This window comes from Allomesorhizobium camelthorni (assembly GCF_011045125.1).
GTDB classification, from domain to species: domain Bacteria; phylum Pseudomonadota; class Alphaproteobacteria; order Rhizobiales; family Rhizobiaceae; genus Allomesorhizobium; species Allomesorhizobium camelthorni.
The window spans coordinates 1-21,257 of record NZ_JAAKZF010000023.1 but is presented as its reverse complement, the minus strand read 5'-3'; the positions used below and the strand labels follow the sequence as shown (position 1 = coordinate 21,257).

The following is a 21,257-nucleotide window of genomic DNA, read 5'->3' as shown; positions in this document are numbered from 1 at the left end:
GGCTGCGGCGAGTGAGACTACGCGGATGTTCCGGGCTCCTGCCGGGCCGGCCGAAGCACCAGCAGCGCGACCAGGAACAGGAACATCCAGGCGTCGCGCCATTCGATCGGAAAATAGCCCGACCATAGCGATTCGGCGATGCCGAACGTCATCGCGCCGAGCGCGGCGCGCGCCGGCGCGAGGTAGCCGCCGACGGCGGTCACGAACAGGACCTTCAGCCCGAAGACCAGGCCGGTGTCGAAGCTGATGTTGCCGAAATAGAGCCCCGCCAGAATGCCTGCCAGCGCCGCCGCCATCGCCCCGAACAGTATCGAGCGGTGGAAGACCAGGCCGGTGTCAACTCCGCAAAGCGCCGCCGCCGCGGGATCGTCGGTGACGGCGCGCCATTCGCGCCCAAAGCGGGAGCGCGCCAGCATAGCGCTTGCCGCTACAATCGCCGCGAGGGCGATGCCGCAGTTGACGATCTGCATCGCCGTCAGCGTCACCTGGAACCCGTCGTTCGCCGCAAAGATTACCGGGCCAGCCAGAAGCGGCGGCAGCCAGAAGTCGCGGGTCTCGGCGGCGATACGGCCAAGCTCCAGCAGCACCAGCGACACGCCGAGCGTCGCCGCGACGATGGTGTTGGGAGAGCGTCCGGCGAGCTTCTGGAACACGCCGCGCGACAATATCCAGGCGGTCAGCGCCGAATAGGCGAACGCGGCGGCGATGCCGAGCGCCAGGGTGGCCGGCAGCGTTAGCCACAGAACCTGCCAGCCAAATACCGCGACAAGGATCATGGTCTGCCCGGCAAACGCAAACAGGGCGCCATGCGCAAGGTTGGTGCGGTGAAGCACGCCGTTGCTCACCGCATAACCGAAGGCCAGCAGCGCGTAGATCGCGCCGATATGCAGTCCATTGAGCAATTGCTGCAGGAAGTAGAGCATGCGCGTCCGTCCGCCGCGGACCTCCGTGGCGGAGCCGAAACTGCGCTGCAGAATCTAACTTGTCAAATGTGATTTGCCAGTTAGATTTGCCGCATGGCGGTTACCTGGACACAGCATCGGTTCTCCGGTGGCGCACTGGCGCTTGACGCGGCCAACACGGTCGTGCTGCGCGACGATGTGGCGCGAACATTCGACCGTTTCGACGACCCGGTAGAAATTGCCCGCTTCGCCGAAGCAGCCAGCGACTTCCGCGCCGAGGAGCTTGGCGGCCGTGCGCTGGCCGTCGCCGATCCGCACAGAATCGCGCCCACAGTGATCGCCATTCGCGAGACCACGGATCGGCTGTTTCGAGGCGTTGCGTCCGAAGGTTTGGTCGCGACCACGGCTTTGCCTGATTTCCTGGAAGCCTGCGCCGCCGGGCTGCGCGGCGATCATTCATCTGTCGCTGCGCCGGGAAAGCCGTTCGGCGACCCGGCGACACCGATCGCCCTGGAGGCGGCGCTGGCCGTCTCGGCGCTTTCGCTGATGACGCAGGACAGCCTGCGCAGGCTTAGAATTTGCAGGAACTGCAACTGGCTGTTTCTCGACCGCAGCCGCAACGGCAGCCGCCTGTGGTGCGACATGGCGGTTTGCGGAAACCGCCAGAAAGCCAGGCGCCATTACCGCCGCCGCAAGCCCGCCACCGAGGAACACGAACATGCGTAACGTCAAACGCGCCAGTCTAACGCTCGCGCCGCTTCTCTTCGCCATGCTGGCGCTGGGCGCCTGCCGCGACACCGGCGGGGAGGGCGAGTATTTCGAAATCGCCGGCAAGCTTTTCGTCTTCAACTATCGGGTCGCGACCGCGACCTATCTCGTCAATCTACGGCCGCTCCAGCCGATGCGCGAAGGCGAGACTGCGGTCGCCAGCTTTGAGGACCCGGCAGGAGGCGCCCCGATCGTCGTACGCCAGAAGATCTGGCCGAAGCTCGAAAAGACGACGATCGAAAGCCCGCCGTTGCGCTGCGTCGTCAAGGATCGGCCCTACAAGGTTTCGATCCGCATCGAGGGGGCGGACGGCCGTGTCATGCAGACCATTGAGACGACCATGACCTCATCTGAAGATCAGTCCGTGCTGCCGGATTTGCCGCTCGTCGTCGGTCCGGCTTATACACCAAATCCCGATCTTGTCGGCCATCCCGATGGCAAGCTGTCCGGCGGCGACGGCGAGCCATGCCCGCCTCCGGCTTGAGACGGACCCGCCCGATTTCGTTTGACCTTCTCGGCAATGAGCGAAACACTCCGGCCAAAACTTGCCTGGCGCGGACGGCCGGATTTGAGCTGCCACGTCGAAGGAATTGCAGATGACGCTTCACGACGTTGCGCTTGACGACAAGTTCGACCTTTCCAAGGAGCGCATCTTCCTGTCGGGGGCGCAGGCGGTCGTGCGCATGCTCCTCATGCAGCGCGAGCGCGATCGCCGCGCGGGGCTGAGTACCGCCGGCTTCGTCTCGGGCTATCGCGGCTCGCCGCTCGGCGGTCTCGACCTCCAGCTCTGGAAAGCCAAGCGGCAGCTTGCCGACGCCAATATCGTTTTCCAGCCGGGGCTGAACGAGGAACTTGCCGCCACTGCCTGCTGGGGCACGCAGCAGACCGAACTGCTGGGCGAAGGCAAATATGACGGCGTGTTTTCGGTCTGGTACGGCAAGGGACCGGGCGTCGATCGCTCCGGCGACGTCTTCCGCCATGGCAATCTCGCCGGATCGTCGAAGCGTGGCGGCGTGCTCGCCCTGATGGGCGACGACCACATGGCGGAATCCTCCACCAACGCGCACGCCACCGAATTCCTGTTCGTCGATACGATGATCCCTATCCTCAATCCGGCGGGTGTGCAGGAACTGATCGACTACGGCCTCTACGGCTACGCCATGTCGCGCTTCGCCGGCACGTGGGCGGCGATCAAATGCGTCAAGGACAACATCGAATCGACGGCTTCGGTGGATGCCTCGCTTGATCGGCTGAACATCGTCATTCCGGAGTTCGACATGCCGCCCGGCGGCTTGAACATCCGCCACGAGCTCGACCAACTCGGCCAGGAAGCGCGCCTGCACGAACACAAGCGCGCAGCGGCGGCGGCCTTCATCAAGGCCAACGACCTCAACCGGATCGTCTATTCGGGCGGCCGCAATCCGAAGATCGGCATCATCACGATCGGCAAGAGCTATCTCGACGTACGCCAGGCGCTCGAGGACATTGGCGTCGACGAGGCCCGCGCCAACCAGCTCGGCGTGCGGCTGTTCAAGGTCGGCTGCCCTTGGCCGCTCGACTTCGAGCACATCGCGGATTTTGTGCGCGGCCTGGAGACGGTGATCGTCGTCGAGGAGAAGCGCTCTCTGATCGAGGTCCAGCTGCGCGAAAGCCTCTACAATACCGCCACGCAGCCGGTGATAATCGGCAAGAAGGACGAGCGCGGCGGCTGGCTGTTCCCGGCCAAGGGCTCGCTCGATCCGAATGACATCGCGATCGCGCTCGGCGAGCGGATCGTCAAAACGATCGGCCCGTCGGAGGAGATTTCAGCGCGGGTCGCCCGGCTCAAGCAGTTCCAGGCGATGCTGGCGGACACGAAGGATATCGGTGCGCGAACGCCGTTCTTCTGCTCCGGCTGCCCGCACAATTCCTCCACCAAGGTGCCGGAAGGCTCGATCGCCGCCGCCGGCATCGGCTGTCACTTCATGGCGCTGTGGATGGACCGCTCCACGATCGGCTTCACCGCCATGGGCGGGGAGGGAGCGCAATGGGTCGGCCAGGCGCCGTTCTCGACGCGCGAGCATATTTTCCAGAATCTCGGCGATGGCACCTATAACCATTCGGGCTCGTTGGCATTGCGCTTCGCGCTCGCCTCGGGCGCGAACATCACCTACAAGATCCTCTACAACGACGCCGTCGCCATGACCGGCGGCCAGCCGCACGAAGGCAACCTCACCGTCGATATGATCGCAAGCCAGGTGCGCGCCGAGGGCGTCGAGCGCATCGCTGTCGTCACCGACGAACCGGGCAAGTATGCCGCCGCCGGTATAGTGTTTCCGGCCGGCTCCACCATCCACCACCGCGACGAGCTCGACCTGGTGCAGCGCCGGCTGCGCGAGGTGAAGGGCGTGTCCGTTCTGCTTTACGACCAGACCTGCGCGGCAGAAAAGCGCCGCCGCAGGAAGCGCGGAACCTTTCCGGACCCCGACAAGCGCGTCATCATCAACGAGCTCGTCTGCGAAGGCTGCGGCGATTGCGGCGTCCAGTCGAACTGCGTGTCGATCCAGCCGGTCGAAACCGAGTTCGGGCGTAAGCGCCGCATCGACCAGTCGAGCTGCAACAAGGATTTCTCCTGCGTCAACGGTTTCTGTCCGTCCTTCGTCACCGTGCACGGCGCGAAGGTCCGCAAGGCCGAAGGCATGGCCGGGAAATCCGATCCGCTCGAGGGCGTGCCGGAACCTGAACAGTTCGCGCTCGACCGTGACGGCTGGTCGTCCATCATCGACGGTGTCGGCGGCACAGGCGTCGTCACGATCGGCGCCGTCCTCGGCATGGCCGCGCACCTGGAGGGCAAGGGCTGCGGCATGATCGACATGGCGGGCCTGGCTCAGAAGGGCGGGGCGGTGTTCTCCCACGTCCGGATCGCAAGGACCCCGGAGGACATACACGCAATCCGCGTCTCTGCGGGCAAGGCGGACCTCGTTCTTGGCTGCGACCTCGTCGTCTCAGGCAACAAGAAGGTGCTGGCGGCGGTGCGCGAGGGCCACACGATCTTCGTCGCCAATACCGCCGAGATCATGCCTGGCGATTTCGCGCGCTCGGCCGATTTTTCCCTGCCCGTCGAGCGGCTGAAGAAGGCCATTCGCGAGGCTGCAGGCGAACACAAGGCGCACTTCTTCGACGCCACGCGCACTGCCTCGGCGCTGTTCGGCAACTCGCTCGGGGCAAACATGTTTATGCTGGGCTTCGCCTACCAGCATGGCGGCCTGCCGCTGTCGGCCGAGGCGATCGAGCGCGCCATCGAACTCAACGGCGAGGCGGTCGCCATGAACATTGCGGCGTTCCGTTGGGGGCGGCGCGCCGCGCACCGGCCGGATTTCGTCAAGGCGATAATCGCCCAGTCGGGCCAGCCAAGGGAGCCCGGTATCGCGCAGTCGCTCGACGAGATCGTCGCGCGCCGCGTGGAATTCCTGACCGCCTACCAGAACGCCGCCTATGCGAAGCGCTACGCCGATCGCGTCACGGCCGTCCGCAAGGCCGAGCAGGCGGCCGTGCCGGGCTCCACTGCGGTCGCCGAGGCCGTGGCGAAAAACCTCTTCAAGCTGATGGCGATCAAAGACGAGTACGAAGTCGCCCGTCTCTACACCGACGGCTCGTTCCAACGCCAGCTGGCCGCGCAGTTCCAGGACTATGACAGGCTGGAATTCCACCTCGCACCTCCGATCATGGGCCGGCGCGGCGCGGACGGAAGGCCAAGGAAATCAAGTTTCGGGCCGTGGATGATGAAGGCGTTCCGCCTGCTTTCGTCGCTGAAGGGCCTGCGCGGATCGGCGCTCGATGTGTTCGGCTACACCGCCGAGCGGCGGATGGAGCGCGATCTGCTGGCGCGATACGAGGCCGATGTCGATCGCATCGCTCGCATCCTGACGCCGGCGAAGATGGGGGCAGCGGCTGCCTTGGCGTCAGTCCCGGCTCTCATTCGCGGCTACGGCCACGTCAAGCAGGCCAGTGTGGAAAAGGCTGCGGGCGAGCGGACCCGGCTTGTGGCGCGCCTTGAAAGCGCAGAGGCAAAACCGGAGCTGGAAGCGGCCGAATAGAGCCGCTTTCTCCGTGCGGCCAAGTATCCGCCAATTGTACAAGTCTTACCTTGACGTAAAGATTGCGCCGATACGCTGTATAAGCCTTTTTTAAGGCGATTGTGGCAAAGCTTGGCTCCCGAAAGCGGGATTCCAGCGTGCCCACGAGACGAAAAAACGAGATTCCCGTCGACGTCTATATTCCGTTCGTGGAGACGTTGTTCCGCGACGGGCTGACGTTGACGATCGGATTCGCGGCGCAAACCCTGCTCGTGATCCTAGTCTATTGGAAGACCGCGAACCCGCTCTATCTCCTACTGGCGTTTGGCATGATCGCCGTGGCGATCCTGCGCATGCGCAACATGCGCAAGTACCGCAACGCGCCGCCGCCGAAAGACAGGCAGGAGGCCCGTCACCGCGAAAACGACTATATCCTCTACGGTTCCATGCATGGGTTCATGCTTGGAACGTTCTGTTTCCTCGGCATCTACCTGGCGTATGACGGTTTCGCCGAGATCGCCTCGGTCGCAGTCACGCTCGCGTCCGCCACCTCCATCGCCGGCCGCAATTATGGCTCGCCGCGCATGGTGATGATCTTCATCATGGCGTTGACATGGCCGATCTCGCTCGGCTTCATCCTGCGCGGCGACCCCTATCACATCATCCTTGGCTTGCTGTCGGCGCCGTTTCTCTTCGCTATCAAGCGCTTTGCCGACACGGTTCGTGACGTGTTGTTCACTGCGATTTCGGAGGAGAAGAAGGCGAACCGGCTCGCCCAGCGGTTCAACCGGGCGCTCAACACAATGTCGCACGGCCTGGTCATGCTTGGCCCCAACGGCAAGGTCGTGGTCGCCAACGCGGAAGCCGCTCACCTGATGTCGCTGAAATCGCCCGACGCGCTGCTCGGGCGCTCGATCCATTCGCTGCTCATGCGCGGCGTGGCCGGCGGCATGCTGGCGCTGAAGGACTGCCGCTACATCGAGGCGCAGCTCACGCGCGCGCTGCGCGAGGGGCGCGACCGCAAGGTGCTGGTCTCGTTCTCCAACGGCCAGCATTACGAATTTTCGGCGCGGGAAGGCAGCCAGGATCTCGGCGTCATCACCTTCGAGGATGTGTCGCAGCGGGTCGAGGCGGAAGAAAAGATTCGCTCGATGGCGCGCTACGACAATCTGACAGGCCTGCCGAACCGCGCCTATTTTCATGAACTCGTCGGCGAGTTTATGCAGGCCGGTGACCGGGACCGTCTCTGCGGCCTGGCGGTTCTCGACCTCGACGATTTCAAAAGCGTCAACGATACGCTCGGCCACCCGGTCGGCGACGGGCTGATCTACGCAGTCGCCGAACGGCTAGCCGCCTTCGCCGACGAAGGCGTCCGCGTCGGCCGCTTCGGAGGCGATGAGTTCATGATCTATTTCGACCGCCTCGACGACGACAGCCATCTTGCCGAGATGCTGGACGGCATTTTCGCCGGCCTGCAGGGCGATGTCGACATTGCCGGCCATGTGCTGCGCATCCAGGCCAGCGGCGGCGCGGTGCTCTGCCGCGTCAGGGACACCGAAGTCGATGCGATGATCGTGAAGGCCGACCTGGCGCTCTACAAGGCCAAGGAACTCGGCAAGAACGACTGGCAGCTCTTCGAATCGGCGATGGACGCAGCGTTCCGCGACCGCCAGATCATGAAGGCGGATCTACGCAGCACTGTCGAGGCCAAGGGCCTGCGCGTCGTCTACCAGCCGATCGTGGCCATGGACACGATGCGCATCGCGAGTTGCGAGGCGCTGTGCCGCTGGGACCATCCGGAACTCGGCTCCATCTCGCCGGCCATCTTTATTCCGCTCGCCGAGGAAATGGGCATCATCTCCGAGATCAGCAGCTTCGTGCTCCAGGCCGCCTGCGCCGAATGCGCCCGCTGGCCCGAACAGATCAGCGTTTCGGTCAACCTTTCGGCCAAGGATTTCCGTCACCGCAACGTTGTCGACAAGGTGCGCGACGCGCTCGCCCAGTCGGGACTCGCCGCCCATCGGCTGGAGATCGAGGTGACGGAAACGGCGCTGCTCGACGACAAGTCGCTGACCGGGCGGTACATCGAGGAGTTGAAGGGGCTCGGCGTGCGGATCGCGCTCGACGATTTCGGCACCGGCTATTCGAGCCTGAGCTATCTGCACAAGCTGCCGCTCGACAAGATCAAGATCGACCGCAGTTTCCTGGTCGATATGGGCCAGAATCCGCGTTCCCTCGAGCTGTTGAAGGGCATCGTCAATCTCTCGCGCCCGCTCGGGCTCATCATCACGGTCGAGGGTGTTGAAACCTTCGAACAGTTGAAGATTCTGGCGCTCTCCGTGAAACCCGATCTGGTGCAGGGCTTCCTGTTCGGATCGGCCCTTTCGGCCTCCGGCATCGAGACGATGTCGAACACGATCTGGCCCTTCGCCAAGGACATCAAATCCGCCGAACGCGGCGCTGCGGGCTGAGTTCCCGGAAAATCCGGCGAAACTTTTTTGCCAGTCGGGCAACCTCACGAGGTTAACCTTAACCTTCGGTAAACAGCTCCTGCGGTATTTTCAACTTTACATATGCCGACCTTGGCGTACGTTTGCGTCACGGCGCAGTACGAGGGGTATCTATGGTTGTGCAGCAGATGGCGTCCGGCAAGAGCGCCGGGGCGGATAGCGCCGACACGTCTGAAGTATCGAGTTTCGCCAGGAATATTCTGGCGCTGCTGGAACGCACGGAGTATCGCCGCTGCGATAAGGGCGAAGACCTCGAGGACATCTACCGCCTTCGCTACAAGTCGTACCGTCTGAGCGATATGGTCCCGGAAAATCCCGCCCACATCGTCCATGACGATCTCGACGAAGCGCCGAACTGCTACAAATTCGGTATCTATGTCGACGGGGCTCTCGTCAGCACCTTGCGCATCCATCATGCGTCGCTGGCTACGCCGCAATCGCCGTCGACGACGGTCTATGGCGACATCTTGCGCCCGATGATGGCCGGCGGCCTTACTTTCGTGGATCCGAGCCGCTTTGCAGCCGACCCCGACTGGTCGCGCGTCTATCCGCAGATTCCCTATCTCACGCTGCGGCTCGCCGGAATGGCTTGCTTCCACTTCGGGGCGCCCTACTGCCTGTCCACCATCCGAGAAGAGCATGCCGGCTTCTACAAGCGCATCTACTGCTCCGAGCAGATCGGCGAACTGCGCAACTATCCCGGCTTGAACTATCCGGTCGTTCTCTACCGCGCAGACGTCAGCGCCATTCGCGAGCGCTCCTTCTTACGCTTTCCCTTCTTCAAATCGACGGCGATGGAGCAGCGTTTGATGTTCGGCAAACCTCTCCGCGGCGAACTCGCGCCGCTGACCATCCTGCCGACGGCGAAATATTTTCGCGACGCCGCCTGATCCCGGCGAGGCGGGGCGCATTGCCTTGCCGGAGCCGAGCGTTCATAAACTTGGCACGAAGGGCGGCCGGGGCCGTACTTTCGCCGAGGCTAGATGAACAGCAGAAGCGACCTTGTCCGCGCGGCGATCTGGGCCGCCGAACTCGCCGACAATGAAATCGAGCGGGCAAGCCGCGGCATCAGCGAAAAGACCTTCGCCAAGGGCGGCTATGTCTGCCACCGCGGCGACAGGCTCGACTACTGGACCGGCGTCGTCAGCGGTCTGGTCAAGATCAGTGCGATCTCGCGCGACGGCAAGGCCATGACGTTCGCAGGCGTGGGTCCCGGCGGGTGGTTCGGCGAAGGCTCCGTGCTGAAGGACGAGCCGCGCAAATACGACCTCGTCGCGATTCGCGACACCCGGCTGGCGATGCTCAACAAGGCGACTTTCTTCTGGCTCTGCGAGAACAGCGCCGCTTTCAATCGCTTCCTCGTTCGCCAGCTCAACGAGCGCCTGGGGCAGTTCATCGCCACGACCGAGTATGACCGGATCCTCGATCCCAAGGCGCGGGTTGCCCGCAACCTGTCATGGTTCTTCAATCCCGTGCTCTACCCGGATATGCGCGATCACATCGAGATCACGCAGGATGAACTCGCGCTTCTTGCCGGGGTATCACGACAGGTGGTCAACAGAAGTCTGCGCGCGCTTGAGGAGGAAGGGCTGCTGCGTGTGGAGCACGGCCGTATCAACGTGTTCGACGTCGAGCGCCTGGCGAACTACGGCGCTTGAAGAGCGTTGCAGAATTTTGAGGGAATAGCGGCGCATGTGCCGCGCATTCAAAAGACAATCTGCGGCCCTGTCTGTCAAGGGGCGCGTTGTCCGCCATGCATTTCCATAATAGCTTAAGTTCAAAGCCTGCCGGATTCACGGACAGGCGCCGCGGCGGGATGGGACCCGGCGCGACAACGGGAGGAAATGGAGTGGCGAAACCTTGGCGTCGAGCCGGGTCGGAATGGCCGCGCATGCGGCCGCTGCTGGATGCTCCGGGCGGCAATTGGCCTAATGACGCATTTGCGCCGAAGCCCGGCGCTGACATCATGGGCGCGCTCACTGCTGACATCGGGCCGGGAGAAGCATTGCCATGGTAGCGACGGTGGCCGCCCATGCGGGCGCCCTCGACACGTTTCCGAAATACCTGCAGCTCAATGCGCAGCGGTTCGGCGATCGCCCTGCCATGCGCCACAAGGATTACGGCATCTGGCAGAGCTGGACCTGGGCGGAGCAGCTCGCGCAAATCCGCGCATTGGCGCTGGGGCTCCAGGCGCTCGGCCTCGGCCATGGCGACAAGATCGCCGTCGTCGGCGCCAACCGTCCGCGCCTCTACTGGACCTTCGCCGCCGCGCAGTCGCTGGGCGCCGTGCCGGTGCCGGTCTATGCCGACGCGGTGGCCGAGGAGATGGCTTACGTCCTCAATCATGCCGGGGTGCGCTTCGCCGTGGTCCAGGATCAGGAACAGGTGGACAAGATCCAGTCCTTCTCCGACCGCATCCCCATGCTTCGCGAGATCATCTATGACGAGCCGCGCGGCCTCGACGGCTACGACCACTCCGGGCTCACCGCCTTTACCGCCATCCAGAAAAGGGGCGAGGCGCTGCTTGCCGCCGACCCTGGGCTTGCCGAGCGCTGGGAGCAGGGCATCCGCGAGGCGAGCGGTGACGACATCTCCGTGATGCTCTATACGTCCGGCACCACCGGGCGCTCCAAGGGCGTCATGATCACGGCCGCCGGCGCGGTCAATGCCGCGCGAGACACCGCCGAATTCGACCGGCTTTCCGAGAATGACAGCGTGCTCGCCTATCTGCCGCTTGCCTGGGTCGGCGACCACTATCTGAACTACGCGCAAGGCTACGTCTCGGGGCTTTGCATGAACTGCCCGGAAAGCGCCGAGACCGTCGCGCAGGACCTGCGCGAGATCGGGCCGACCTTCTATTTCGCGCCGCCGCGCATTTTTGAGGGGCTGCTCACCAGCGTCACCATCCGTATGGAAGACGCGGGATGGGTGAAGCGCAAGCTGTTCGAGCATTTCATCGGCGTAGCGAGGCGGTATGGCGAGGCTATCCTGGAGGGCCGGCCGGTGCCGCTGTCCGGCCGCATCTCATATGCGCTTGGAAAAATTCTGATCTACGCGCCGCTGCGCAATGTGCTCGGGCTTTCCAACATCCGCGTCGCCTATACGGCGGGTGAGGCCATAGGGCAGGATCTGTTTTCCTTCTTCCGTTCGCTGGGCATCAATCTGAAGCAGCTTTACGGGCAGACCGAAGCCTTCCTCTATGTCACCGTGCAGAAGGATGGCGAGGTGCGGGCCGACACGGTCGGGCCGGCCGCGCCCAATGTCGACATCCGCATCTCCGACACAGGCGAGGTGCTGTTCCGCTCGCCCGGCATGTTCGCCGGCTATTTCAAGCAGGAAGACACCACAGCCGAAACACTGACGGAGGACGGCTACGTCAAAACCGGCGACGCCGGCTTCTTCGACACCGACAGACAGCTCAAGATCATCGACCGGGCCAAGGATGTCGGCAAGCTCACCTCAGGCGCGCTGTTTGCGCCGAAATACATCGAGAACACGCTGAAATTCTTTCCCAACATCAAGGAGGCGGTGGCGTTCGGGCACGGCCGCGATTTCGCAGCAGCGTTCATCAATATCGACCTGCAGGCGGTCGGCAACTGGGCGGAACGCAACAACATCGCCTATGCCTCCTACCAGGAACTGGCCGGCCATCCCCGCGTCTACGAGATGATCGCCAGGAATGTCGATGAAACCAATCTGCGCCTGTCGAAGGAGCCGGTCATGGCGGGCGCGCAGATCAAGCGGTTCCTGGTGCTGCACAAGGAGCTCGACGCCGACGACGGCGAACTGACGCGCACGCTGAAGGTCCGCCGCGCCTTCGTCGCCGAACGCTATGCCCCGCTGATCGAGGCGCTATATGACGGTTCGACCGAAAAATACGTAGAAACCGAGATGACCTATGAGGACGGACGCAAGGGCGTGGTCCGCGCCACGGTGAAGATCGTGGATGCGAAGACCTATCCGGTCGCGCAGCGAGCGGCCAGGGAGGCGGTGGAGTGAACGTGCACCCGGATGCGGTGGAGATCGTCGCGGCGCCGGATGACGGACTGGCGCCGGGCGAGTTGCTCATGGAGGTGAAGAACGTCTCGCTGCGGTTCGGCGGGGTGAAGGCGATCACCGACATCTCCTTCGACGTGAAGAAGGGCGAGATCCGCGCCATCATCGGCCCCAACGGCGCCGGCAAGACGTCGATGCTCAACGTCATCAACGGCTTCTACACGCCGCAGGAGGGCACCATCGTCTTCAGGGGCCAGGAGCGGCGGGCGATGAAGCCGCATCACGCCGTCCGCCAGGGCATAGCCCGCACCTTCCAGAACGTCGCTCTGTTCAAGGGGATGTCGACGCTCGACAACATCATGGCCGGCCGTTCGGTTATGATGCACCGCACGCTGTTCTGGCAGATGCTGTGGCACGGCCCGGCGCTCCGCGAAGAGATCGAGCACCGCGAAAAAGTCGAGGAGATCATCGACTTTCTCGAAATCCAGCACATCCGCCGCACTCCCGTCGGCAAGCTGCCCTACGGGCTGCAGAAGCGCGTGGAGCTTGGCCGCGCGCTCGCCATGGAGCCGTCGCTGCTTCTGCTTGACGAGCCGATGGCCGGCATGAACCTCGAGGAGAAGGAGGATATGAGCCGGTTCATCATAGACGTGAACCGGCAGCGCGGCACGACGATCGCGCTGATCGAGCACGATATGGGCGTGGTCATGGACCTTTCCGATCGCGTCGTCGTTCTCGACTATGGCAAAAAGATCGCCGACGGCACGCCCGATGCCGTGAAATCCAACCAGGACGTGATTGACGCCTATCTCGGCGTCGCGCATTGAAAGGAAATCGACATGGATATCGGAACCCTGCCGCTGTCGCCGCTGATCGCCCTGATTGCCGGGGTCTTGATCCTGATCGTACCGCGGCTTCTGAATTACATCGTCGCCATCTATCTGATCATCGTCGGCCTGCTCGGGCTGTTCCCGCAACTGGCTGGCTGAAGCGCATGGAAGTGGCGGGGGGAGAATCAAGGTGAGCCAGCGACCGAAACCGACAGCCGCGTCGAGCTTTCCGCCGCCGGAACAGAGCGGCGTTCGCATGCATGAAGTGACGCCGTTGTCGGCCAACTGGTATCATCTGAGCCGCTACGATTTCGATCTCCGCCTTGCTGACGGCTCCTGGCAGCGGCAGACCCGCGAGGCCTACGATCGCGGCAACGGGGCGACGATCCTGCTTTACAACCGCGCGCGCCGCAGCGTCGTGCTGACGCGGCAGTTCCGGCTCCCTGCTTTCCTGAACGGCATTACGAGCGGTCAGATGATCGAGGCGCCGGCCGGCCTGCTCGACGACGACAGTCCGGGCGATGCGATCCGCCGCGAAGTGGCCGAGGAAACCGGCTATCGCATCGGCGATGTCGAGCCCGTCTTCGACATCTTCATGAGTCCCGGTTCGGTTACCGAGCGGCTGCATTTCTTCATGGCCGAGTACAATCCCTCTGACCGTCCGACCAATGGCGGTGGCGCCGACGGCGAAAACGAAAACATCGAGGTCCTGGAAATCGGCTTCGAGCGCGCGCTCGCGATGGTGGCGAGCGGCGAAATCCGCGACGCCAAGACTATTCTGCTGCTTTATCACGTTCGCCTGCGGGGTATCCTATGAACCTGGTCGAAGGCATTTTCGTCAAACCGTTCCAGGACATGTTCGGCGCGCCTGATTTTCTGATCCAGGTGCTGTGGGAGGGGCTGGTCGCCGGCGTGCTCTATGCGCTGATCGCGCTCGGCTTCGTGCTCATCTACAAGTCCTCGCGCATCTTCAATTTCGCGCAAGGCATCATGGTGGTGTTCGCTGCGCTCACGCTGGTCGGCCTCTATGAAAAGGGTGTGCCGGCGCTGCTCGCTCTGCCTTTGACGCTGGTCGTCATGTTCCTGCTCGCCGTGGCCATCGAGCGCGTGGTGCTGCGCCCGCTGGTCAACCAGCCGGACATCATCCTGTTCATGGCCACGATCGGCATTACGCTGTTCCTGATCGGCTTCGGCGAGATCATCTTCGGCGGCGAAAACAAGGTGATGATCACCGAGCAGTTGTTCATCCCGACCGGCAGCTTCACTTTCGAACCGTTTGGCGGCTTCGTTTCGATCGAGCAGAAGGATCTGACCGCCGTCGTCGGTGCGGTGCTTCTGGTCGCGGGGCTTATCCTCTTCCTCAACAAGTCGAAGATGGGCCGCGCCATTCGCGCGCTCGGCGATGACCACCAGGCGGCGCTATCGGTCGGCATCTCACTGTCGACGATCTGGGTGCTGGTCTGGTTCATCGCCGGCGTCATCGCGCTCGCCACCGGCATCGTCTGGGGAGCCCGCGCGGGTGTCTCCTTCGCGCTGGAGGTGATCGCCTTCAAGGCGCTGCCGGTCTTGATGCTGGGCGGTCTTGAATCGGTGCCAGGCGCGATCATCGGCGGCCTCGCCATCGGCATTCTGGAAAAGCTGTTCGAGATCTACTGGGGCCAGCCGCTGCTCGGCGGCAACACCGAAACCTGGTTCGCTTTCGTCTTCGCGCTGATCGTGCTTCTGTTCCGGCCGCAGGGCCTGTTCGGCGAAAAGATCATCGAGCGGGTGTGAGGTGATGATGACAATGACCGCCGCGTTCCTTCCCACCCCCCGTAGCAGCATCGCCGCAGGCATTTTCAATGGCGGGAGGTCATAACCATGCTCTACCGCACCGCAGGCCAGTTCAAAACCAGCTACGAGGCCGATCACGCGCTGTTCCCGGTCAAGCAGGATGCGTGGCTGCTCGGTTTTATCCTGGTGCTCGCCTTCGTCGTGTTTCCGATGACGGCCAACGAGTTCGCATTCAAGGCGCTGCTGACGCCGGTGCTGATCTATGCGCTCGCGGCACTCGGGCTCAACATACTGACCGGCTATGCTGGGCAGCTCTCGCTCGGCACCGGCGCGTTCATGGGCGTCGGCGCCTATGCCTGTTACAAGCTCCTCACCATTTTCCCGGAGCTCAATATCCTCATCGCCATCGGCCTGTCCGGCTTCTTCTCGGCCGCCGTCGGCGTTGCCTTCGGCCTGCCGTCGCTGCGCATCAAAGGCTTCTATCTCGCGATCGCGACGCTCGCCGCCCAGTTCTTCCTGGTGTGGCTGTTCGAGAAGTGGGCATGGCTCTACAATTACAATGCCTCCGGCGCGATCCAGGTGCCGACGATAGAAATGTTCGGCGTCGCGGTCGCCGGCCCCAACGCCCGGGCCATCGTGCAATATTATTTCGTGCTCTGCGTAGTCGCCCTAGTAACCTGCTTCGCCATCAACATCACGCGCGGCCGCATCGGCCGCATCTGGAAGTCGGTGCGCGATATGGACATCGCCGCAGAACTTGTCGGCATCAATCTCATGAAGGCCAAGCTGTCGGCCTTCGCCGTGTCGTCCTATATCGTCGGCATTTCGGGCGCGCTGTTCGTGTTCCTGTGGCGGGGTGCGGCCGAGCCGAACCTGTTCGACATTCCGCTGTCGTTCCGCGTGCTGTTCATCGCCATCATCGGCGGGCTCGGCTCGATCCTCGGCAATTATCTCGGCGCGATCCTGATCGTGGCGCTGCCGGTCATCATCGGCACGCTGCCGGCCACCTTCGGCATTCCGATCAGTTCATCGATGGCGGAACATCTCAACACCATGATCATCGGCGGGCTGATCATAATGTTCCTGATCGTGGAGCCGCACGGGTTGGCTCGCTTCTGGGAAATCATCAGGGAGAAACTGATCATGTGGCCGTTCCCGCATTAGGACCATGATCCCGAAAAGTGGTACCCGGTTTTCGGAAAAGGTCATGGTCGATCAAGATCGGCCAGGGAATACGGGGTTGGTTCGCCCGATCCGTAACGGAGAAACGAACAAGTGGAGGAAATGAAATGAAAAGACTGCTGAAGACCACCCTGCTTTGCGCGGCGCTCGCCGCGGGTACGGTGCTCGCCGCCCCGGCCATTGCCCAGGACAGCGTCAGCCTGCCCAACCTCAGCTACCGGACGGGTCCGTTCGCGTCCACCGGCATCCCGCTGATGAACGGCCAGCGCGATTACATGATGATGCTCAACGAACGCGACGGCGGCGTGAACGGCGTGACGCTCGGCTATGAGGAATGCGAGACCGGCTACAACACCGAAAAGGGCGTCGAGTGCTACGAAAAGACCAAGGCGACAGGCATCGTCACCCAGCCCTGGTCGACCGGCATCACACTCCAGGTGCTGCCGAAATCCAATGTCGACAAGATCCCGATTCTCGCGCCGGGCTACGGCTTCTCGGCCATGCAGGACGGCAAGACCTTCCAGTGGGCGTTCAACCCGCCGGCCTCCTATTGGGACGGCGCCAACATGGTCCTGCAGGCGATCTCGGGAGGCGATCTCGCCAGCCTCAGCGGCAAGAAGATCGCGCTTCTGCATCTCGACCATCCCTACGGCAAGGAGCCGATCCCGCTGTTCGAGCAGGCCGCCGAGAAGCACGGCTTCACTCTCCTGCCGATCCCGGTCGGTCTGAAGGAGATGCAGAACCAGTCGGCCCAATGGCTGCAGATTCGGCGCGAGCGGCCCGATTTCGTGCTGATGTGGGGCTGGGGCGCGATGAACGCCGGCGCCATCACCGAAGCGGTCAAGACCAAATATCCGATGAACCAGTTCGTCGGCATCTGGTGGTCCGGCCATGACGGCGACATGAAGGTCTCGGGCGAGGCCGCCAAGGGCTATCGGGCGATCTCGTGGAGCCTGCCCAATTCGCAAGCGCCGGCCATGCAGGACATCAAGAAGCATATCGTCGATACCGGCAAGTCGATGATCGACCAGGCCGGCGGCGAGTTCGACTGGGTGTTCTACCAGCGCGGCGTCCTGATCTCGGCGATGCTCGCCGAGGGCGTGAAGGTCGCGCAGGAGCATTTCGACACTAAGGTCGTCAACGCCGAGCAGCTGCGCTGGGGCCTGGAAAACCTCAAATTCGACGAGGCGCGCATCGCCGAACTCGGCCTTGAGGGCATGATCCCGCCCTTCTCGACGAGCTGCGCCGACCACACCGGCCATTCCGGGGCGTGGATGATCGAATGGGACGGCACGAAGTTCAACAAGGTGTCGGAACTGCTGACTGCCGACCGCGCGGCGATCGACCCGCTGGTTGAAACCGCGGCCAAGGACTACGCCGCCGCCAACGCGCCGTGGCCGGTCAGCGAAGAGTGCAAGATGTAGCACTTTTCTCCCTTCTCCCCGTTCACGGGAGAAGGTGGCCCGAAGGGCCGGATGAGGGGCAGCGACAACATTTGCAAAGTTAACGCCGCCCCTCATCTGCCTGCCGGCATCTTCTCCCCGTAAACGGGGAGAAGGATCGCTGCCGCGATGCGGCGTCTATCCATCAGGGAAGCAACAAGATGCACGGCACCGAACCTGCCATCGACCCCGCCACCCCGATCCTCTCGGTCAACAATATCGAGGTGATCTACGATCACGTCATCCTCGTCCTGAAGGGCGTTTCGCTGACCGTGCCGCAGGGCGGCATCACCGCGCTGCTCGGGGCCAATGGCGCGGGCAAGACGACGACGCTGAAGGCGATCTCCAATCTGCTCCACGCCGAGCGCGGCGAAGTCACCAAGGGCTCGATCGTGTTCGAGGGCAATGAAGTCCAGGCGCTGTCGCCCAACGATCTGGTCAGGCGCGGCTGCATCCAGGTGATGGAAGGACGCCACTGCTTCGGCCATCTCACCGTCGAAGACAATCTGATGACCGGCGCATTCACGCGCCGCGACGGCAAGGCCGCGATCCGTGCCGACCTCGACCTCGTCTACGAATATTTCCCGCGCCTGAAGGTGCGCCGTTCCAGCCTCGCCGGGTACACGTCGGGCGGCGAGCAGCAGATGACGGCGATCGGCCGGGCGCTGATGAGCCGTCCCAAGATGATCCTGCTCGACGAGCCCTCCATGGGCCTGGCGCCGCAGCTCGTGGAAGAAATCTTCGAGATCGTGAAGAAGCTGAACGAGGGGCAGGGCGTGTCCTTCCTGCTTGCCGAGCAGAACACCAACGTGGCGCTGCGCTTCGCCAAATACGGCTACATCCTCGAATCGGGCCGCATCGTGCTTGACGGCGAGGCCTCGGCGCTGCGCGAAAACGAGGATGTGAAGGAATTTTATCTCGGCGTAGCCGGCGAGGGCCGCAAATCGTTCAAGGACGTGAAGCACTACAAGCGGCGCAAGCGTTGGCTGGCTTGAGGCGGCTCAACCCCTCAAACGTGAACTTCTCCGTAGGTCGCTTCGACGGTCTCCACATCGGGCCTGAGCGCGGTATAGGCAAGCCAGCAATAGAAGGCCGCCACGCCGAGCAGGATGACCCAGCCGGATATCGGCCCGAATGCTGCGCTGCCGATGACCTCGTTGAAAGACCAGGCCAGTTCGCGCGCGGTCCCTTCCTCCTGCAGCTTGGGCGTCGAGATCTTGAGCACCCATGCGAGCAGAAGGATAAGAAACATCCACATGTAATTTCGCTTCAGCCGCCGCGACATCGCCACGTGTAGCGGGATCAGGAATCGCGGCCGGCGCAAATCCTGGCCAAGGAGTTCTGCCCAGCCCGCGCTTGGATCCGGCAATGGCGCGAGGATCTGGGCGAAATAGTGCTTTTCCAGCCGGCGCACCCGGCCTCGATAAACGTCGAAGAAGCGGTAGCGCCGCGCTTCTATCAGGAGCAGCAACTGCACCAGAACCATGGCGAACAGAAGCACGCCGTGATGCGAGGTGGGCGACGACAGCGACAGCGAGAGCATCGCCGCCACGCCGGTGATCGCCCAATTGGTGGTGCGGTCGATGCGGTCGCGCCAGCCCGCCATCCGGCCCATTTCTGCGCGATGGTAATGCGCCAGCACGGTGATGTATTCGCTGGAACTCGCGGGAAATGGTGGCGCCTCCCATCTTGCGATGTTGTCCACGCTCGGTGGTTCGCGGGTCTCGTCCATGTCTGCCTCCCAACCAGAAACCTCCGCACCTATTTAACGCGCGTTCGGGCGGAAACGCTCCGCCAAAATCGATTCATTACGGGAGTTTGGACGTGGTAGGCGTCGCACCTACCACGTTTTTGCTGATCTCTTGTCGCATCCAGAACGGCAATCGCGGCATTGCCCTTGCGCGCCGTTTTCGCTATGTGCGCAGGACAGGATTTTCAAGGGGTTTATTGATGGCTGACCACGCGCCGAACGGCCCGCTCGAAATGGGCGCCGACATGGACTATTCCGAGCACGAGAAAACCTATCTGGGATTTCTGCTGCTCGCCAAATACGGTTCGCTCGTCTGCCTGGCGCTGCTTGTGGCGATGGCGTTCGGCTTCTTCACCAATGCCGGCTTCTTTTCCGCCTTGTTCCTTTTCCTGATCATCTGCGCCATAGGCATCTATCTGATCCGCCGCGCGCCGAGGCACGTCGCCTGACGATCCTTCCCGGCCGCGGGTTCTCCGCGTCCGATTGAAATCCAGCCGAAGAGGGACACGCGGTGGGGCAGATTGTCTTCGTTCCGAAGGAAGTGGATTCGAACGAGCCGCGGGTCGCGGCTTCGCCGGATACGGTGAAGCGGATTTGCGGGCTTGGCCTCGATGTGATCGTCGAGGCGGGCGCCGGCTTGGCTTCGCGCATCACCGACGAGGAGTTCGCCAAGGCGGGAGCCGCGATCGGCAAGGCGTCGGACGCGGCGAAGGCGGACGTGGTGCTCAAGGTGCGCCGCCCGAGCGAAGCCGAGCTGAAAAGCTACAAATCGGGCGCGGCCGTTATCGCCATCATGGATCCCTACGGCAACGACGCGGCGGTCGCTGCAATTGCCAAGGCCGGCGTGACCGCCTTCTCGATGGAGTTCATGCCGCGCATCACCCGCGCGCAGGTCATGGACGTGCTTTCCTCGCAGGCCAATCTCGCCGGCTATCAGGCCGTCATCGACGGCGCGGCCGAGTATGACCGCGCATTGCCGATGATGATGACCGCGGCCGGCACGGTGCCGGCGGCGAAGGTCTTCGTCATGGGCGTCGGCGTCGCCGGGCTGCAGGCGATCGCCACGGCACGCCGCATGGGCGCGATCGTCACCGCCACCGACGTGCGCCCCGCCGTCAAGGAGCAGGTCGCCTCGCTCGGCGCGAAGTTCCTGGCGGTCGAGGACGAGGAGTTCAAGGCAGCCGAAACTGCTGGCGGCTACGCCAAGGAAATGTCGAAGGAATACCAGGCCAAGCAGGCGGCGCTGACAGCCGAGCACATCGCCAAGCAGGACATCGTCATCACCACCGCGCTCATTCCCGGCCGGCCGGCGCCGAAGCTGGTCTCGGCCGCCATGGTGCAATCGATGAAGCCCGGCTCGGTCATCGTCGATCTCGCGGTCGAGCGCGGCGGCAATGTCGAAGGCGCTGTCCCCGGCGCGGTGATCACGCTCGACAACAGCGTCAAGATCGTCGGACATCTGAACGTGCCCGGCCGCGTCGCGGCGTCCGCCTCGCTGCTTTATGCGCGCAACCTGTTCGCCTTCCTTGAAACCATGGTCGACAAGGGCACGAAGCAGCTCGCGATCAATCGCGACGACGAACTGGTCAAGGCGACCATGCTGACGGATGGTGGCAAGGTCGTGCATCCGAACTTCGCTGGCAAGGAAGCTGCGGCGCCGGCCGCATCCAAGCCTATCGTTCCCGGCCAGAATCGCGGCGACGACCCTGCGGTCAAGAAGGCTGCCAAGGGCGCCGAGTCCGGCCTCGATGTCGCGCCGAAAAAGGCTGTCGCGAAGAAGCCGACGGCGCCCAGGAAACCGGCGGTGGCTAAGCCCAAGCCGATCGTGCCCGGCAAGAACAGGGGAGACGCGTGATGGAAAAGACCGCTCTCGAACAGGCGCTCGACCAGCTCGAGCAGGCCGTCGCCACCGCGCGCGCGGCGCTTGAAAGCACCGAGGCGGCGGGTGATGCGGCCGCAGCCGCCGCCCATGTCGTCTCCGGCGGCGTGATCGATCCCTTCGTGTTCCGCTTCGCGATCTTCGTGCTCGCCATCTTCGTCGGCTACTAC

General features: G+C 63.3%; 18 protein-coding genes and 1 pseudogene. 17 read left to right on the top strand and 2 right to left on the bottom strand.

Annotated features, from left to right (window positions below; translation table 11 throughout):
* Nucleotides 1–17: 17 nt before the first annotated feature.
* Entirely contained in the window at nt 18–923 is a 906-nt protein-coding gene (locus tag G6N73_RS17010) for a branched-chain amino acid ABC transporter permease (protein WP_165029656.1), read from the bottom strand.
* Between the two features lie 93 nt (nt 924–1,016).
* On the opposite strand from G6N73_RS17010, the gene G6N73_RS17005 reads away from it, so the two are divergent.
* The 14 genes from G6N73_RS17005 (at nt 1,017) to G6N73_RS16940 (ending at nt 18,453) form a co-directional block, all read left to right on the top strand.
* On the top strand, nt 1,017–1,628 hold the full coding sequence (locus G6N73_RS17005; protein WP_165029654.1) for a CGNR zinc finger domain-containing protein: 612 nt from the start codon (nt 1,017–1,019) through the stop codon (nt 1,626–1,628).
* Nucleotides 1,621–2,154: a hypothetical protein gene (locus G6N73_RS17000; RefSeq protein WP_165029652.1), complete on the top strand. Its 534-nt coding sequence runs from the start codon at nt 1,621–1,623 to the stop codon at nt 2,152–2,154. The genes G6N73_RS17005 and G6N73_RS17000 overlap by 8 nt, the downstream gene beginning before the upstream one ends.
* Nucleotides 2,155–2,260: 106 nt before the next feature.
* Entirely contained in the window at nt 2,261–5,746 is a 3,486-nt protein-coding gene (locus tag G6N73_RS16995) for an indolepyruvate ferredoxin oxidoreductase family protein (RefSeq protein WP_343044650.1), read from the top strand.
* Between the two features lie 137 nt (nt 5,747–5,883).
* The gene (locus G6N73_RS16990; protein ID WP_165029648.1) at nt 5,884–8,196 is read left to right on the top strand and encodes an EAL domain-containing protein; all 2,313 of its coding nucleotides are present in this window, start codon (nt 5,884–5,886) and stop codon (nt 8,194–8,196) included.
* Between the two features lie 152 nt (nt 8,197–8,348).
* Nucleotides 8,349–9,125, top strand: coding sequence for an N-acyl amino acid synthase FeeM domain-containing protein (locus G6N73_RS16985; protein ID WP_165029646.1), 777 nt, complete (start codon nt 8,349–8,351; stop codon nt 9,123–9,125).
* A 93-nt stretch (nt 9,126–9,218) separates the two neighbouring features.
* Complete coding sequence (locus G6N73_RS16980; RefSeq protein WP_165029644.1) at nt 9,219–9,893, top strand: Crp/Fnr family transcriptional regulator; 675 nt, start codon at nt 9,219–9,221, stop codon at nt 9,891–9,893.
* Between the two features lie 352 nt (nt 9,894–10,245).
* Complete coding sequence (locus tag G6N73_RS16975; RefSeq protein WP_165029642.1) at nt 10,246–12,234, top strand: AMP-binding protein; 1,989 nt, start codon at nt 10,246–10,248, stop codon at nt 12,232–12,234.
* Nucleotides 12,235–12,302: 68 nt separating this feature from the next.
* The gene (locus G6N73_RS16970; protein ID WP_246252141.1) at nt 12,303–13,058 is read left to right on the top strand and encodes an ABC transporter ATP-binding protein; all 756 of its coding nucleotides are present in this window, start codon (nt 12,303–12,305) and stop codon (nt 13,056–13,058) included.
* A gap of 12 nt (nt 13,059–13,070) precedes the next feature.
* Complete coding sequence (locus G6N73_RS16965) at nt 13,071–13,220, top strand: DUF3096 domain-containing protein (RefSeq protein ID WP_165029638.1); 150 nt, start codon at nt 13,071–13,073, stop codon at nt 13,218–13,220.
* A gap of 97 nt (nt 13,221–13,317) precedes the next feature.
* Entirely contained in the window at nt 13,318–13,878 is a 561-nt protein-coding gene (locus G6N73_RS16960; RefSeq protein WP_165029756.1) for an NUDIX domain-containing protein, read from the top strand.
* Nucleotides 13,875–14,834 carry a branched-chain amino acid ABC transporter permease gene (locus G6N73_RS16955; protein WP_206078906.1) on the top strand — a complete coding sequence of 320 codons (960 nt, stop codon included), beginning with the start codon at nt 13,875–13,877 and terminating at the stop codon, nt 14,832–14,834. The genes G6N73_RS16960 and G6N73_RS16955 overlap by 4 nt, the downstream gene beginning before the upstream one ends.
* An 87-nt stretch (nt 14,835–14,921) precedes the next feature.
* Nucleotides 14,922–15,998 (top strand): branched-chain amino acid ABC transporter permease, encoded by a 1,077-nt coding sequence (locus G6N73_RS16950; protein ID WP_165029636.1) that lies wholly within the window; start codon nt 14,922–14,924, stop codon nt 15,996–15,998.
* A 125-nt stretch (nt 15,999–16,123) separates the two neighbouring features.
* Nucleotides 16,124–17,440, top strand: a complete 1,317-nt coding sequence (locus G6N73_RS16945) for an ABC transporter substrate-binding protein (protein ID WP_165029634.1) — start codon at nt 16,124–16,126, stop codon at nt 17,438–17,440.
* A gap of 179 nt (nt 17,441–17,619) precedes the next feature.
* Complete coding sequence (locus G6N73_RS16940; RefSeq protein ID WP_165029633.1) at nt 17,620–18,453, top strand: ABC transporter ATP-binding protein; 834 nt, start codon at nt 17,620–17,622, stop codon at nt 18,451–18,453.
* 14 nt (nt 18,454–18,467) lie between these two features.
* Here G6N73_RS16940 and G6N73_RS16935 read toward each other — a convergent pair whose 3' ends face one another.
* Complete coding sequence (locus G6N73_RS16935; protein ID WP_165029631.1) at nt 18,468–19,190, bottom strand: DUF2270 domain-containing protein; 723 nt, start codon at nt 19,188–19,190, stop codon at nt 18,468–18,470.
* A gap of 218 nt (nt 19,191–19,408) precedes the next feature.
* Between G6N73_RS16935 and G6N73_RS16930 the strand changes: the two genes are divergently transcribed.
* From G6N73_RS16930 to G6N73_RS16920, 3 genes and pseudogenes are all read left to right on the top strand, one after another.
* A complete protein-coding gene (locus tag G6N73_RS16930; RefSeq protein ID WP_165029629.1) occupies nt 19,409–19,657 on the top strand; it encodes an aa3-type cytochrome c oxidase subunit IV in 249 nt (82 codons plus the stop codon).
* Between the two features lie 62 nt (nt 19,658–19,719).
* Complete coding sequence (locus G6N73_RS16925; protein ID WP_165029627.1) at nt 19,720–21,063, top strand: Re/Si-specific NAD(P)(+) transhydrogenase subunit alpha; 1,344 nt, start codon at nt 19,720–19,722, stop codon at nt 21,061–21,063.
* A pseudogene (locus G6N73_RS16920) lies at nt 21,063–21,257 on the top strand (NAD(P) transhydrogenase subunit alpha); the annotation flags it as partial. The gene G6N73_RS16925 and the pseudogene G6N73_RS16920, both read left to right, overlap by 1 nt.